General features: G+C 46.0%; 11 protein-coding genes. 8 read left to right on the forward strand and 3 right to left on the reverse strand.

Annotation, left to right across the window (positions count from 1 at the left end):
* The first annotated feature begins 39 nt into the window (after positions 1-39).
* The 5 genes from BN2684_RS06970 to BN2684_RS06990 all read left to right on the forward strand — a co-directional run bounded on the left by BN2684_RS06970 (position 40) and on the right by BN2684_RS06990 (position 7,010).
* A complete protein-coding gene (locus BN2684_RS06970; protein ID WP_058301429.1) occupies positions 40-540 on the forward strand; it encodes a MogA/MoaB family molybdenum cofactor biosynthesis protein in 501 nt (166 codons plus the stop codon).
* A gap of 475 nt (positions 541-1,015) precedes the next feature.
* On the forward strand, positions 1,016-1,297 hold the full coding sequence (groES, locus tag BN2684_RS06975) for a co-chaperone GroES (protein ID WP_058301430.1): 282 nt from the start codon (positions 1,016-1,018) through the stop codon (positions 1,295-1,297).
* 117 nt (positions 1,298-1,414) lie between these two features.
* The gene (gene groL / locus BN2684_RS06980; RefSeq protein WP_058301431.1) at positions 1,415-3,043 is read left to right on the forward strand and encodes a chaperonin GroEL; all 1,629 of its coding nucleotides are present in this window, start codon (positions 1,415-1,417) and stop codon (positions 3,041-3,043) included.
* A 318-nt stretch (positions 3,044-3,361) separates the two neighbouring features.
* The gene (locus BN2684_RS06985; RefSeq protein ID WP_058301432.1) at positions 3,362-4,267 is read left to right on the forward strand and encodes a carbohydrate kinase family protein; all 906 of its coding nucleotides are present in this window, start codon (positions 3,362-3,364) and stop codon (positions 4,265-4,267) included.
* Between the two features lie 331 nt (positions 4,268-4,598).
* Positions 4,599-7,010 carry an O-antigen ligase family protein gene (locus tag BN2684_RS06990; protein WP_058301433.1) on the forward strand — a complete coding sequence of 804 codons (2,412 nt, stop codon included), beginning with the start codon at positions 4,599-4,601 and terminating at the stop codon, positions 7,008-7,010.
* Between the two features lie 192 nt (positions 7,011-7,202).
* Here the strand turns inward: BN2684_RS06990 and BN2684_RS06995 are convergent, their stop codons facing one another.
* The 3 genes from BN2684_RS06995 to rfbA form a co-directional block, all read right to left on the reverse strand.
* Positions 7,203-8,765 (reverse strand): S-layer homology domain-containing protein, encoded by a 1,563-nt coding sequence (locus BN2684_RS06995; RefSeq protein WP_058301434.1) that lies wholly within the window; start codon positions 8,763-8,765, stop codon positions 7,203-7,205.
* Between the two features lie 498 nt (positions 8,766-9,263).
* Positions 9,264-9,818 (reverse strand): dTDP-4-dehydrorhamnose 3,5-epimerase, encoded by a 555-nt coding sequence (gene rfbC / locus BN2684_RS07000; protein WP_058301435.1) that lies wholly within the window; start codon positions 9,816-9,818, stop codon positions 9,264-9,266.
* 27 nt (positions 9,819-9,845) lie between these two features.
* The gene (gene rfbA, locus BN2684_RS07005) at positions 9,846-10,724 is read right to left on the reverse strand and encodes a glucose-1-phosphate thymidylyltransferase RfbA (protein ID WP_058301436.1); all 879 of its coding nucleotides are present in this window, start codon (positions 10,722-10,724) and stop codon (positions 9,846-9,848) included.
* Positions 10,725-11,200: 476 nt separating this feature from the next.
* Here rfbA and BN2684_RS23855 point away from each other — a divergent pair, with 476 nt between their 5' ends.
* From BN2684_RS23855 to BN2684_RS07020, 3 genes are read left to right on the forward strand one after another with little or no spacing between them, the layout of a single operon-like run.
* Positions 11,201-12,568 (forward strand): ABC transporter permease, encoded by a 1,368-nt coding sequence (locus BN2684_RS23855; RefSeq protein WP_082651809.1) that lies wholly within the window; start codon positions 11,201-11,203, stop codon positions 12,566-12,568.
* A gap of 11 nt (positions 12,569-12,579) precedes the next feature.
* Positions 12,580-13,800, forward strand: coding sequence for an ABC transporter ATP-binding protein (locus BN2684_RS07015; RefSeq protein ID WP_058301437.1), 1,221 nt, complete (start codon positions 12,580-12,582; stop codon positions 13,798-13,800).
* Complete coding sequence (locus BN2684_RS07020) at positions 13,797-15,437, forward strand: class I SAM-dependent methyltransferase (RefSeq protein WP_058301438.1); 1,641 nt, start codon at positions 13,797-13,799, stop codon at positions 15,435-15,437. Before BN2684_RS07015 ends, BN2684_RS07020 begins: the two co-directional genes overlap by 4 nt.
* Positions 15,438-15,452: the final 15 nt, after the last annotated feature.

Raw genomic sequence — 15,452 nt, forward strand, 5'->3', positions numbered from 1 at the left:
ATAAGTGAAACTTTCTACATAGAAAGCGAGGAGAGTTCCATGCGCTGGAAGGTTGGAATCATCACGGCCAGCGACAAAGGCGCGCGGGGAGAACGCGAAGACACCAGTGCCCAGGTTATCCGCGAGATGGTGGAAGAAGAACTCGGCGGAGAGATCGTCGAACATCGCGTGGTGCCGGATGAGAAGAACGAAATCATCGCATCCCTGATCGAATTGTCGGATTATTATCGGGCGGATCTGATCCTCACCACCGGGGGAATCGGAATGGCCGCGCGGGATGTGACACCGGAAGCGACCAGGGAGGTCACGGACCGTCTCGTTCCGGGAATCCCGGAGGCCATGCGCTACGCAGCCATTCAGCGCACTCCGTTTGCGATGTTGTCCCGCTCCGTCGCGGGCGTGCGCGGCCAGTCGCTGATCATCAATCTCCCTGGAGATCCGCGCGGTGTCCACGAAAGCTTAGCCGCCATTTTGAACGTTCTGCCTCACGCCCTCAGCATTCTCTCGGGAAATCCGGCTCCCTTCAATGAATATTTTTAACGGGAGCTTTTGTATGATCCGCGGCCGATAGGGCCGCTTTTTTATAGACATGGGGGTTTTTGCTGTGTTATCCGGCAGCCTTAAGAAGCGAACAGGAAAGCGGCTAGTGCGCCGTCAGCTTTAATCGTGTGGATAGGAAACGGCGCCAAACGGTATGGAAAGAGGTGCTAACAGCACGGCTTTTAAGTTGACAGCGTACTAGACTGGACGGTTATCGCTTCCTATGGCGGCTTCATCACAGTTGTTTAAGCTTGGCGCTTTGCCGCTCCTCCGACTTTTCACTGTCGCTTCCTTCTGGCCGCTTCGGTTATGATCGAAATCTGGCTAAAGCTTTACAATTGAAATTGTTTTTTTGCGGCCCAGCCACTTGCATTGAAGTCCCAAAACCCGTATTATAGATAGTGTTGTTAGCACTGACGATGATCGAGTGCTAAAACGTAAAAAAGGTACATAAAACAAAGGAGGCCGTTTTTCCATGATCAAACCCTTGGGCGATCGCGTAATTATCGAGGCTGTGGCGAAGGAGGAAACGACGAAGAGCGGAATCGTACTGCCGGACACGGCGAAAGAAAAGCCGCAAGAAGGCAAAGTCGTTGCCGTCGGCAGCGGAGCCCTCAAGGATGGCGAACGGATCGCGCTCGAAGTGAAGGAAGGCGATCGTGTCATCTTCTCGAAGTATGCGGGAACCGAAGTGAAATATGAAGGCCGCGAACTGCTGATCATGCGCGAAAGCGATATTCTTGCCATCCTGGAATAGTCGGGATGCGAGAAACCCGGACAGCCCCTATGCACCCGGGAACCTACTAGCTTACACTCACCCGGCGCCTTGCCGCCGCTGTATAAACCTAACTATAATCGGGAGGTATGACTCGTCATGGCAAAAGACATTCAATTTGGCGAAGACGCTCGCCGCGCGATGCTGCGCGGGGTCGACGCTCTGGCTAACGCCGTTAAAGTAACCCTCGGCCCGAAAGGCCGCAACGTTGTACTGGAAAAGAAATTCGGAAGCCCGCTCATCACCAATGACGGCGTAACCATCGCCAAGGAAATCGAACTGGAAGACGCCTTCGAAAACATGGGCGCTCAGTTGGTCAAAGAAGTGGCGACCAAAACCAACGACGTAGCCGGTGACGGCACGACGACCGCTACCGTTCTCGCCCAAGCGATGATCCGCGAAGGCTTGAAGAACGTTACGGCTGGCGCCAACCCGATGGTCATCCGCCGCGGGATCGAGAAAGCCGTTAAAGCGGCAATAGAAGAACTTGCCCGGATCGCTAAGCCGATCGAAGGCAAGAAATCCATCGCCCAAGTCGCTTCGATCTCCGCAGCCGACGAAGAGCTCGGCCAACTGATCGCCGAAGCGATGGAAAAGGTCGGCAACGACGGCGTTGTCACCGTTGAAGAATCCAAAGGCTTCACCACCGAGCTGGAAGTCGTTGAAGGGATGCAGTTCGACCGCGGATACATCTCCCCGTACATGATCACCGACACGGACAAGATGGAAGCCGTCCTCGACGATCCGTTCATCCTGATCACCGACAAGAAGATCTCCAACATCCAAGAGATCCTGCCGGTTCTGGAAAAAGTCGTTCAACAAAGCCGTCCGCTGATCATCATCGCGGAAGACGTGGAAGGCGAAGCGCAAGCTACGCTGATCGTCAACAAGCTGCGCGGAACGTTCACCTGCGTAGCCGTTAAGGCTCCGGGCTTCGGCGATCGCCGCAAAGCCATGCTGCAGGACATCGCCGCCCTCACCGGCGCTCAAGTCATCACGGAAGAGCTCGGCCTCGACCTGAAGAGCACGACGATCGACCAACTCGGCCGCGCTCGCCAAGTTCGCGTCACCAAAGAAAACACCATCATCGTGGATGGCAATGGCGACAAGAAGGACATCGGCGCTCGCATCTCCCAAATCAAAGCGCAACTCGAAGAAACCACATCCGAGTTCGATAAAGAAAAGCTGCAAGAACGCCTGGCCAAGCTCGCTGGCGGCGTAGCCGTCATCAAGGTCGGCGCTGCTACCGAAACCGAGCTGAAGGAACGTAAGCTTCGCATCGAAGACGCCCTGAACTCCACCCGCGCTGCGGTTGAAGAAGGCATCGTCTCCGGTGGCGGTACGGCTCTCGTCAACGTCTACAGCGCGGTTGCAGCCGTTGAAGCAACCGGCGACGAGAAGACCGGTGTCAACATCGTTCTTCGCGCTCTGGAAGAGCCGGTTCGCATCATCGCCACCAACGCCGGCCAAGAAGGCTCCGTCGTGGTTCAACGCTTGAAGAGCGAAGAAGTCGGCATTGGCTACAACGCCGCTACCGACGAATGGGTGAACATGTTCAACGCCGGTATCGTTGACCCGGCCAAGGTTACCCGCTCCGCGCTGCAAAACGCCGCTTCCGTCGCCGCTATGTTCCTGACGACCGAAGCCGTCATTGCCGACAAACCCGAGAAAGACAAACCCGCAATGCCGGATATGGGTGGCATGGGCGGAATGGGCGGCATGATGTAAGCTAGGCTTGAAGCCTGCAGCATCAAGAGTTTCTCTTCGGAGGAATCCGGATTGCCCACAGTATGATCACATAGAACAGAAAGAGACTTCTCAGTTGCTGAGAAGTCTCTTTCTGTTCTATGGCTCCAATTTTTGTTGGAGTTTTCTCTTTCAGGTTTGCAAACAGCAACGCGTTTCCCGTCCGAGTGATCTATTTCGTATGGGGTTTGGGGTCTGAACTCAAATCTTGTGCCAGTTGCTCTGTTGGGGTAAATTGGTAATAGATCCATGTGAGAGATACATTCACGGTAAAATTTAATTCGATTGAGGTGGATAAGGATGCAGAAGCATGATGTGTATCTGTATGGAATGACGCTGGTCACGACCATGTACTTGCTAAAAGGCGATTTTCCGGAAGCGGATGATTACTGCGAGATTAGGGAGAGTCACGTTTTGCCCGGAGGTGAAACGGGAAGTTGTTCGATCGTATTGGCATCACTGGGGTGTTCGGTCAAGGTGGACGGTAACTATCAGGGGAGGAAAACGATGGAGTTGCTGCAAAAGCATCTCGTTGGACGATTCGAGGTGGATATGACGCGGGTTTTTGAGGATCCGACGTTCGATGGCGTAGAGGATATGGTGATCATCGGCGGGCATACAAGAAACTGCTTTGGTACTTTTAATGCCTATTTTTCCGCCCCCGTGAGAAGGTGGAATACACCGGTTAGAGAAGATATCGCGAATGCGGAAGTCGTGGGGCTTGACCCCTTTTTTATGGAGCAATCTGAACTCACCGCTCGAATCTGTCATGAGCTTAACAAAAAATATGTTACCATCGATTGCCGCCCTGAAACCGTTATGCACCGGTACTGCGAGGTAAATGTCGTGTCTAGCGAGTTTCTGAGAAGTACATACCCCGATCAGAACGCGGATGATGTGTTCAAAATCTATACGGAAAGTACCGACGGGCTTGTTATCTTCACCTTCGGATCAAGAGAAATTATGTACGGTCGAAAAAACGAACCTATCCGCCGCATCACACCCTACAAGGTAGAGGTGGAAAGCACGCTGGGAGCAGGAGACAGCTTCAAGGCCGGTGCCATTTTCGGTGTTTTCAAGAAAATGTCGGATGAAGATATCGTAAAATTCGCGGCAGCGACGGCAGCGACGGTGTGCAGCCGCTTTCCGCTCGCCTTAACTCCTCCGACGTTTAATAGTATAGCCGAGCTCATAAACCGGGCGTAACTTACTCTATTAATGAATACCTTCGTTGAGGTAGTAGCAATGGCTTGCGCTTAAAATATGCCTCTAGGTCCCGTTGATGATAAACCGGAAACGGTGCGGAGGATGGATGACTTTAGGGTACAAGGAGGGCCCGATAGTCGCAGGATAATCACAGGTCTGCGCGACATTGAGGCGGAGGGCTTATAGAGTTTTTTACGCTATAGGGAAAGGATGAAGACATACTCGCTTAAGGTTTCCGAATGCCATTTCTATTGCCTAATGTCATATTGTGACATAGAATAGCAGAAGGCCCTTATCGTGAGGTGTACTAAGAAGTCGAAGGAGTTTGGACATGAGCAGCGCGAAAAAGAAAACCCCGCAGACTGTATTGCGGAGGACGGATGAGAAAGTCCAGCACTCGATCCTATATTGGGCGATCATGCTGTTTACGATTGGCTTTCTGTTCATTGCCCCGTTCTCCAAAGGATTGTTTCAATCCAACCATAACGAATTCAATTATTCGATCGGTATTAAATTCCAAGACCCCACGAATACGGCTCTGACTTTTTCGTTCATTGCTCTATTGTTACTGGCTTTCTTCTCTTATTATTTCTTTTCGATTCAGAAGAAGGCCGACTATCTGATTTTTGCGGTTTGGTTAATTCCCCTATGCTACTTTATTGGAATCTTCCGCGGGGTATCCTTCTTTACTTCGCTTCAAGGGTTTTACGTGCAGCTTATGTTCGCCGCTTTTTTTTCGATTGGAGCTGCACTTGTCCGGTTTAAGAAAGGGGCGGCCCTGCTCGTTCATGGTATCTTAGCTTCCGCATATGCGGTAATCATTTTTGGCTTTATGACATGGCTGGGCAATGTTCCGAATAAAGGATATGTCATCATAGATGGAACCGGAACCCGTCTTAGCTCTGTGTTTACTTATGCGAATACATACGCGGGATTTTTGATTGCCTTGCTGCTGGCAGGTCTTTATCTGAGTGCAACAGCTTCCAAGCGCTGGTTGACCTTCGCCCATGCTTTCTTCCTTGTTCCTGCACTGGTTTCGCTTTTGCTGACTTTGTCTCGCGGCGGCTGGGTGCTGCTGCCTGTTCTCTTTCTCGTTGTTTTGCCTTTTGTGAGATTTACGGTGCAATTGGTGATGACGGCGGAGCTCTTTATTGCGGGACTCGCGGCTGTCCTCATCTCCTCGTCGGTAACCAATAACGGAATCAAGCTGTTGGAAACATTTGATACGGGCTTGATGATCAAGACCTGGGCTATCCTCATCGGGGTCTCGATCCTGAGCGCTTTGATAGCTGTCCTCATTCGCTATGGGGCGGACAAATGGTTCACGGAGGGGAAAGTCGAATCCAAGCTTCGATACTCCAATCTGTGGTTTCCGGTTGCGGTGATCGTTGCCGGTGGACTTTTGTTCGTTCTTCTGCTTGCTACACCGCTAGGCAATGTTCTTCCGGATTCCTTGCAGCAGCGCTTGGAGAACATTAACTTCAATCAGCACAGCGTGCGCGAAAGAGGATACTTCTACCTGGATTCCTGGAAGATCGCCAAGGACTATCTTTTCTTCGGAACGGGCAGCGGGGGATGGACAAACCTTTACCATATGTATCAAAGCTATCCCTACACAAGCCGTCAAGCGCATAACTTCTTTTTCCAAGTGTTGATTGATATCGGGGTGGTGGGACTTCTTATCACCTTCGTTTTTGTTGGGATTGTCTTTTTCCTGCATATCCGCAGCCGCGGTAAGAAAATTCAGGATTCCCCAAGCTCCCTGGCTTTCTTCATCATCGCAATTGGTCTTCTCGCCCACAGCTTTATCGATTTTGATATGAGCTACGCTTTTATGGGCGCGCTGTTCTTTCTTTGCCTAGGCGGAATGCTCGGAACCTCTCGTTCGGGAAATGAAGAGAAGGAAACTTCTACCCAACATGTGCTCAACCGTTACCGGTGGGCTTATCCTGGGCTGCTAGGCGCTCTCTCCCTCGTTATGATCATAGTCTCATTCCAGGCTACCATAGGCAGCAACAAAGCGATGGCCACCGTAACGAGCATGGCAAGTGGTCAAATCAATTTGGAGGAGACCACAGGGTTGCTTACAGATGCAAGCACCTTTCAGAAGTCGAATATCGATTATCGACTCATGCAAGTCGACATCTATAATCAGGCTTTCTCTCAGACCAAGGATATGAAGTATGCCGAGCAGGGAGAGGCAATCTTGAAAAAGCTGGATCGGAAGGAACCCAACCTCATTGAACCTTACGAATATCGTTTTAGTTGGGCTATGGAAGCGGGTAAACCGGCGGATGCATTGCCGATTGCAGAAGAAATGCTAAGACGAAACCCTTGGAATACGGTTTACTATGAAAGGGTCATCGGTCTTCATTACCAATTGGGCGAGGCTAACTGGGATACGGCTCTTCAGAGATATAAGCAAGCGCAAGACCATATCGCTCAGATGAATGAGATTCCCAAGGCAATCGCGATTGGAAATCCGCTGCAGATCAGCAAAGGCATTGCGCTTCCGGTTGCCCAGATCCACTATTACCAGGGAGATTATGCAGCTGTGTCGGAGATCTTGCAGCCATACCTCGATGAAAACCTCGGAGACCCCCAGAACCTCGAGATTGCCCGCTACTATGCGGCTGCTCTGGATAAACAAGGGAATCCCGATCGGACTTGGTATGACAAGCTCATCGCTAAGGATGCCAACGAGAAGACCGTCATCGAGCAGCTCTTGCAAGGCAAGAAATAAAGAGGTTAAGAGGGAAGAAGCATACAACCAAAAGAACCGTTCGGAGAAGCAACTGGCTTCCTGACGGTTCTTTTCTTTTGCAGCAAGGGTTATTAAATCATTTCTTAAATAGACTTGACTTGAGAGGAAGCGATCAGCAATAGAAAAAGGGCCGATTCCCGAGGAATCGGCCCCTTTTCGGATCTCAGAGGATTAGTTCGTAAAGCCAGCGGTATCCAGGAGACGCTTGATCAGCGTAACAGCTTCGGCGCGGGTTGCGTTCAGCTGTCCTTTGATCGTGGTAGGCGTGTATCCTTTGATCAGACCCAGCTTAACAGCAGTTGCCACTTCGTCCTTGGCCCAAGCGGATACTTTAGCTGCATCCGTATAAGGCTTCAGAGCGGCCGCTTTGTCGGCAGTCGATACCGTCACGTCCTTGCCCGTGTAGGCAAGAGCGCGGAGTACCAAGGCAGCGACTTCTTCACGGCTGATCTTGGCATTCGGTTTGAAGGTGCCGTCGCCGTTGCCTTCAACAAGGCCAGCTTGAGCCGCCGTGTTGATCACATCTGCATACCACATCGTGCTGGCAACATCCTTAAAGCCAGCCGATTTGGCGCCGGTCGTCGTCAAGCCGAGGGCGCGAACGACAATCGCTGTGAATTCGGCACGGGTGATGTCGCTTTGCGGTAGGAAGCGGTTGTTATACCCTTCTACCACAAGCTTGTTCGCAAGGCTTTGAATGTCGACCTTCGCCCAATGAGTACTGATATCGGTGAAGGTTTTCTTCGTTTCTACTGGGGCGTAGATAGAGTTCCCTACCCGCCAGATGGCGACTTCGGATTTATCTCCAACCGCAGCGAAAGAAGAAGGAACGAAGATGATGGATTTGCCTGCTGCGTCGTACAGAACTCCGGTAGAAGCCAGCGTGTTAATTTTGCCGAGGGCAGAATCAAGCTTAATCGTACGCTTCACGTAGGTTTTGCCAAAATCAACGTCAGCGGCTGTTTTACCTGTAGCTTCAGTTTGAACCTTGAAGTCGATCACGTTGCCAAGCAGGGTAGCATCCTCAGCATAAGCTGCTTTCGTTACATCAGCCCGCGTTGCGTCAGATACTTTCGCAATCGTTACGCGGATGTACAGTTCGTTCAGCGCGACTCCGACTTTCTTGGCAAGCGCTTCTGCGTCCAGCTTGGTAAGCGGCAGCGTGTAGGTGCCGTAATCGTTTTCTACCGTCAGCACTTTACCCTTCGACAGCACCCAGGAAGGCAGAAGAACGAATTCACCAGGGAATTTCACCTTGGCATTCTCATCCTTCTGAAGCAGAGCAGCCAATTGATCGGCATTCGCTTTGCCGTTGGCATCGATGCTCACATCTCCCGAAGCCGGTGGGACGTAGATTCCGCCGCCCCCTGAGTACGAGGCACGGTTCATCGTGTCATAAGTGGCTTTGTTGACTCCATATACATACTTCACGACAGCTGGATCATAGGTACTTTCCAACGCGGTGAAGTTGAAGATATATCGGTAACCGCTCTTGTAAGTGGTATCATATGTAGCCTGTACCACTTTCCAATGTGTATAAGTGGAATCATAGACCGTTACATAGACCGTGCTTCCGACATACGTATCTTCGTACACGGAACCGTTCAGGTTACCATTGTAATCGTAGTTGTCGATCTTGATCGATGCAGCAAAAGCCAGTGCGGGGATCATGACCGATAAGATAAGCAGAGTTGCTAAAAGGCCGGAAACTTTCCTTTTAATAGACGTTTTCAAGAGGTGGGCACTCCTTTCCTTGCGGTTATTAGTGGTTAAGAAGTTATTTGTCATTCCGTATTTCACCTCCTTTCTTGACTAACTAGATCCCTTTTTCGGAATAACATGTAACATTATGTTGTTATATGGAAAAAAGGTAACTCTTACTATACTAATTCAAATGGGGGAAAACCACAATATAGAATGAATTCCTAATCTTTCAAAAAAATCATTGCTTGAGTATAACTAGCAATAATTATTGTGTACTCCAGTTTATAAACAGGAACGCTATCTATTAAACATTGAAAAGAGGAAGAAGGTTGCACGAATCTTTGGAAAAATTATTTCACCAATTTTGGAGATTACTCGATTTCTTGTGATAGGATAATTAAAGACAAAAAGCTCATGCTCGGATTCACGATTAAACGTGACCCCAGAACATGAGCAATGGATGTTAGGATGAAGCTTAAATTCAAGGGCCGAGGGCTCTTGCTTACACTTACTGATGCGATCTATGTGCTAATACGAAAAATTCATTTTCGCATCCTTCAACAGCGGCGCGATTTCATCCTTGGCTGACAGCACCGGGGTGACATGTAGAGGCCATTCGATGCCGATGTCGGGGTCGTTCCAACGAATGCCGCCATCGCATTCCGGAGCGTACAGCTCGTCGCATTTGTATTGAATCTCTACGTCATCGGTCAGGGTCATAAAACCATGAGCGAATCCTTTGGGGATGAGAAGTTGTTTCTTATTTTCGGCCGTCAGTTCAATACCGAACCACTTACCGTATGTCGGGCTCCCTTGGCGGATATCCACAGCAACATCGAAGAGAGAGCCGCGGGTACAGCGAACCAGCTTGCTTTGAGCTTTTGGGTTCAGTTGGAAATGCAGACCGCGCAGCGTACCTTTGACGGCTGAATACGATTGATTATCCTGAACGAACGAATTGTTCAGCCCTTGCTCTTTAAATTTGGATTCACTGTACGTCTCCATGAACCATCCGCGATGATCGCCAAAGACGGTTGGTTCCACGACGAGAACGCCCGATAGATTCGTCTCGGTAAATTTCATTTTGATCCACTCTTTCTGTATGTAGAATTAATAGACAATTTTTCCGGTCGCTACCTTGATCAGGTATTGCCCGTATCCGGTCTTGCTCAGCTTTTGTCCACATTCCAGCAAGTGTTCTCTCGTGATCCATCCGTTGATGTAGGCGATTTCCTCTGGGGCGGATATCTTGATGCCTTGATGGTCTTCGATTGTCCGGACGAAATTCGTCGCGTCCACTAAGCTTTCATGCGTACCGGTGTCCAACCAGGTAAAACCGCGGCCTAGCAATTCGACGTCCAACTCTTCAAGTTTCAAATAGGCTTCATTGATTGAGGTAATCTCAAGCTCGCCACGGGCCGAAGGCTTGACCTCTTTGGCGATGGAGACCACACGATTGTCGTAGAAATAGAGCCCGGTTACTGCATAATTGGATTTCGGATGTATGGGCTTTTCCTCAACACTGAGGACTTTACCCCTATCATCAAACTCTACCACGCCAAAACGTTCCGGATCAGGAACATGATAGCCAAAAACCGTGGCACCTCGCGTTTTGGTGGCAGCACGTTTGAGAATCTGGGTCATGCCGTTGCCATAGTAAATATTGTCGCCCAATACCATCGCCACCGAGTCGCCTCCGATGAAAGACTCTCCTAAAAGGAAGGCTTGGGCAAGACCATCCGGGCTGGGCTGAATCTTGTATTGGAGCGAGATGCCGAATTGAGAGCCATCTCCCAGAAGATTCTCGAACCGCGGTGTGTCGTCCGGTGTCGATATAATCAAAATCTCTCGAATACCGGCTAGCATAAGAGTGGACAAGGGATAGTAGATCATCGGTTTGTCATAGACGGGGAGCAATTGCTTGCTTGTGACCATCGTAAGTGGGTAGAGGCGCGTTCCGCTGCCCCCCGCGAGAATGATGCCCTTCATTTTGTATTCAGCTCTCCTTGCTTGTTATAGTACTTGAGTTTTTTTAATTCCTCGATTCACAACTATTTACATTTTACGCCGACAATTTGTGATTTGTCTATTCGAGTAATTACAAAAAGGTAACTATTTTCCCAAGTGCCCAATGTTGAAAAATATCTTATCCCGCCGATAGTGATGACTTTTCCTGTTGATTACAGTCTGACTTGCGGTATATTGTTAGTATCACTATATATGTCGAATGAGAGGGAATCAATTGTGCTCTGAAACGAAATATTTATAAGCAAGCGCATCTCAACCCAAAATACAATCAGGTATAATTAGCCGCCGTGCGATTGTAGACTACATTGCATTTTTACCGTATACTGGATTTTAATCTCCTTATCCAGTTGGTCTGAGGAGTTTTAGAGATGTTTAGATCCCTTGAAAAATGTGGGCATTGTTTATCGACCCTGAAAAGTTAGGAGTAGCAAGATAAGATGAAGGTTTTTAAACGCGTAGCCATCCCTTTTTTTTCACTTGTTCTTTTGTTTTTTTCGTTTCACTTTTTTGATGCCTATTACAACAATCCTAATGAGTTCTCGTTGAAAATGGAAGTTAGCTCCTTGCAAGAGACTCATTATCAGATGTTTTACTCAGATGATACCAACAATTGGACTGAGGATAAATCTGCACGTTTAAGTTATGATCATCCTGGCGAATGGATGAAGCTTAAATTCTCACTTCCTAAATCTCACTATGTAAGAATTGATTTTGGGGATACTGTCGATAATACAGTTACCATTCGGGGTTTGGAAATCAAGGGGAATTCAGGTGTTATTGTTGATCTAGGAACTGTAGAGCTTCGATTAAATCAAGCAGCAGTCCAAGCGGGGAAGCAAAAAAATACCTACCAGTTAAGATCCACTGGGAATGATCCCTTTATTTACTTTGATGCGAGCTCCTATTTTTCCGCCGCAGAAAAAGGTAGGGACTTAAAGAAAAATGTAATATCAATCATTTTTAGTTTACTTGTAGCTGGTGGTTTTTACCTCATTTCGAGATATGCAAAAGAAAGCATACAATTTATCAAAGACTTCATTAACAATAGGACACTTGTCTTAAACCTAGCTAAGAATGATTTTAAAACAAAGTATGCTTCATCTTATTTGGGAGTCTTGTGGGGATTTATTAATCCATTATTAACGATAACGACCTACTGGTTTGTTTTTCAAGTTGGTTTGCGAAGCGGGAACATGGGGCAGACTCCATTTATTATTTGGTTTATTGCCGGGATAATCCCCTGGTTCTTTTTTTCGGACGCACTGTCCAGTTCAACGAATGCTTTTATCGAGTATAACTACCTCGTAAAGAAAGTTGTATTTAAAGTTGAGTTGTTACCTCTTGTTAAAATCTTTTCCGCATTTTTTATTCAAATGTTTTTTGTCATTTTCATTTTTGCGATCTATTCCTTTTACGGAATTTATCCAACGTTATATAGTATACAATTAATTTACTATATCGTTGCTTTATTTGCCTTGGTTGTTTCTCTTTCGTTAATGACTTCTTCTGTACTTCTCTTTTTCAAAGACCTGAATCAAATAATTAGTGTTATTCTTCAAATGGGGTTCTGGTTTACTCCAATCGGCTGGTCAATAAGTATGCTATCAGACTTTTGGGGAAATATCTTTAAATTGAATCCAATGTTTTACATCGTCCAGGGCTATAGGGACACATTAATTGATCATATTTGGTTTACCCAGCATCCCTATCAAACAGTTTATTTTTGGTTATTTTGTCTCGTATCATTTACTGTAGGGCATAAAATTTTTAAAAGGCTAAAACCGCATTTTCCTGATGTTCTTTAGGGGTGAAAAAAGTGAAAGAAGTTATTAAGATTGAAAACCTCGTAAAAAAATATAAACTTTATGATAATCCGTCTGATCGCTTTAAAGAGGCGATTGATCCACGAAAGAAAAGTTATCACAAGGATTTTATAGCTTTGAACGGGATCGATTTAACGGTCGAAGAGGGGGATGCTATTGGAATTTTGGGGAAAAACGGATCCGGGAAGTCAACTTTATTAAAGTTGATTACGGGTGTGCTAACTCCAACTAGCGGAACTATTGATATTAAAGGAAAGGTATCCGCCATCCTAGAACTAGGGGCCGGGTTTAACCCGGAATATACAGGTCGAGAGAATATCTACCTAAATGGGATGATGATGGGGTTTAGTCGAGAAAAAATGAGTGAGAAAATCGACTCCGTGATTGAATTTGCCGATATAGGGGGGTTTATTGAACAACCTGTGAAAATCTATTCAAGTGGTATGTTCGCAAGACTCGCATTTGCAGTTTCGATCAATGTGGAACCTGATATTTTGATTGTCGACGAGGCATTAGCAGTAGGTGATACCCGATTTCAGACCAAGTGCATTGATAAAATGAAAGACCTTAAGAATAGTGGGACTACTATTTTATTCGTATCGCATGCATCAGAGCAGGTTAAGCGATTTTGCAACAAGGCTGTTTGGATTAAAAGTGGAGAAGTTGCAGCATTAGGTGAATCAAGTGAAATCGTAGATCTTTATGAAGACTATATGAGAAATGACATCGAACAGCCACTTCAGGAAATCGAAGTTAGAGAAGTCAAAGATCGTGTTTCTATTGAAAAAGATTTTGTTCTTCCAGCTAATCCCGACATTTTGGCCCTGATTACAGATGTCCAAATAAACAAGACATTCTTTCGAACATTTGAAGAATTGATCGTTGAAATTGAATATGAAGTCTACGAAGAATCCATCGAAGATTTGCTTTTAGGCGCTGCTATTTATACACCCAATCGAGATTATATCTTTGGTCCAAACACCCATTTGGAAAAGGTTGAGATCCCGAACAAAATGGGGAGGCACAAAGTTATCTACCGGATTCCGCAACTTCCGTTATTGGGAGGTACTTATTGCTTGGATGTTGGACTATTTAATAATGAAGGAATTGTTAATATCCACTATAAAGAAAGTGCTCTGACCTTCACTATAACCAATAAGTACTTTTCAGAGGGACTTGTTTATATTAAGCATAAATGGGAGGTACTGAAGTGATTGATGTTCTTTTTGACCAGTATCAACGTTATCAGAACGTTACGGATATTATTAACTCTCTCCGGAAAACTGGGCAGGTTTTTAATATATTAGAGGTTGGTGCTAACGAGCATCAGAATCTTGAAAAGTTTTTACCTAATGACCAAATTACTTACCTGGATATCCAACTACCTGAGCATTTGAAGGATAACCCCCAGTATATACTAGGGGATGCTACGGCTATGGATTTTGCTAATAATCACTACCACATTGTGGTCGCTCTTGACGTTTTCGAACACATTTTTGAAGAAGATCGTGATAAATTTATTGATGAATTATATCGGGTTAGTTCAGACTTCTTTGTTATTACAGCCCCCTTTCACTCCGATTTGGTAGTAGAAGCTGAACGTAGAGTTAATGCTGTTTATAGATCAATATTTAGCAATGATTTCATCTGGTTAGAAGAGCACCGATCAAATGGACTACCGAAGATAGAGAAGCTAATCGCTCATTTAAAATTTCATCAACTGCCTTACTCTATCACTAGTCATGGCGATATTCAGGTATGGGAAAGAATGATGAATATCCATTTTATTGCAGCACAAGATAGTCGGTTGTCGGAATACAGGAAAGAAATGGATATATTTTATAATAGCCACATCTATAAAAATGATTATGGAGATCTTTCCTATAGAAAAATATGCGTCGTTTCAAAGACAGTCGATTTGGCTTACCTTCCCAGCAGGCATGTTGATTTGCAAGAAAGAAATTCGGATATGGAGACATTCTACAGGATGGAACAAACTTTTTTGGCACTGAGTTCTATTCCACCTGTAGTCGCTCCTCCGACTGATTTTCTACAGTTATTTTTGGATGAAGGCATGGGGTTTTTCGAAGATGGTAGCTTGAAAGTAATTAATAATAAGCAGCATTTCAGGATCGAATTGAATAATCGTAAACTAAAGTCGATAAGGATTGATCCATCCAATTTTAAAGGTACCTTTAGGATTGATAATATACGTCTTCATATAGAGGATAGCGGAATATTAAAAGAAGAAGATTATATGATAACGGGAAATTATCTCCACAACTTCAGGAATAATTATCTTTTTATAGAAGATGACCCTTGTATTGTTATGTATTTCAAAACGGAGACGTCAATAAATCAGATTTCGTTTGATTGTATGCCTCTTCATCAGGAGGACTCCTCCGCTTCTCTAATCGATTACTTCACTGAAATCATGCTTCAAAAGGAAGAACAGGAAAGAAGAAAGGTTAATGCGTTTGATATTGAAAGAAGACAATTAAATGATGCCATTAACGCAGTAGAAGGCGATCTGAATAATCTGAAGATGGAATATAACACACTTAGTGATGATTATATAAATAATATGAGAGCTTATGACGAAATTTTGACCGCACATGACGAGTTAAAGAGTTCTCATAACGAACTAAGGACTGCACATAACGAACTTAAATTTAAGTACGATCAATCCGAACTTCAAATAGAAGGTTTAAAGACAATCAACCATGAGCTAGTTCATTCCATTCAAGAGGTTCAATTAATAAATGATGACAGAGAGAAAGAATTGAACTCAATTTATTCATCAAGAGGTTGGACTTACTTGACTAAAATAAAACGAGTTCTGCGTAAATAACATAATGAGAAGGTG

The organism is Gorillibacterium timonense, assembly GCF_001457415.1.
Taxonomy (GTDB): Bacteria; Bacillota; Bacilli; order Paenibacillales; family NBRC-103111; genus Gorillibacterium; species Gorillibacterium timonense.

What these genes read in the sequence shown, in the direction of transcription:
- groL (WP_058301431.1), top strand. Translation starts at nt 1,415, where the DNA reads ATGGCAAAAGACATTCAATTTGGCGAAGACGCTCGCCGCGCGATGCTG.
- BN2684_RS06985 (WP_058301432.1), top strand. Translation starts at nt 3,362, where the DNA reads ATGCAGAAGCATGATGTGTATCTGTATGGAATGACGCTGGTCACGACC.
- BN2684_RS06990 (WP_058301433.1), top strand. Translation starts at nt 4,599, where the DNA reads ATGAGCAGCGCGAAAAAGAAAACCCCGCAGACTGTATTGCGGAGGACG.
- rfbC (WP_058301435.1), bottom strand. Translation starts at nt 9,818, where the DNA reads ATGAAATTTACCGAGACGAATCTATCGGGCGTTCTCGTCGTGGAACCA.
- BN2684_RS23855 (WP_082651809.1), top strand. Translation starts at nt 11,201, where the DNA reads ATGAAGGTTTTTAAACGCGTAGCCATCCCTTTTTTTTCACTTGTTCTT.
- BN2684_RS06970 (WP_058301429.1), top strand. Translation starts at nt 40, where the DNA reads ATGCGCTGGAAGGTTGGAATCATCACGGCCAGCGACAAAGGCGCGCGG.
- groES (WP_058301430.1), top strand. Translation starts at nt 1,016, where the DNA reads ATGATCAAACCCTTGGGCGATCGCGTAATTATCGAGGCTGTGGCGAAG.
- rfbA (WP_058301436.1), bottom strand. Translation starts at nt 10,724, where the DNA reads ATGAAGGGCATCATTCTCGCGGGGGGCAGCGGAACGCGCCTCTACCCA.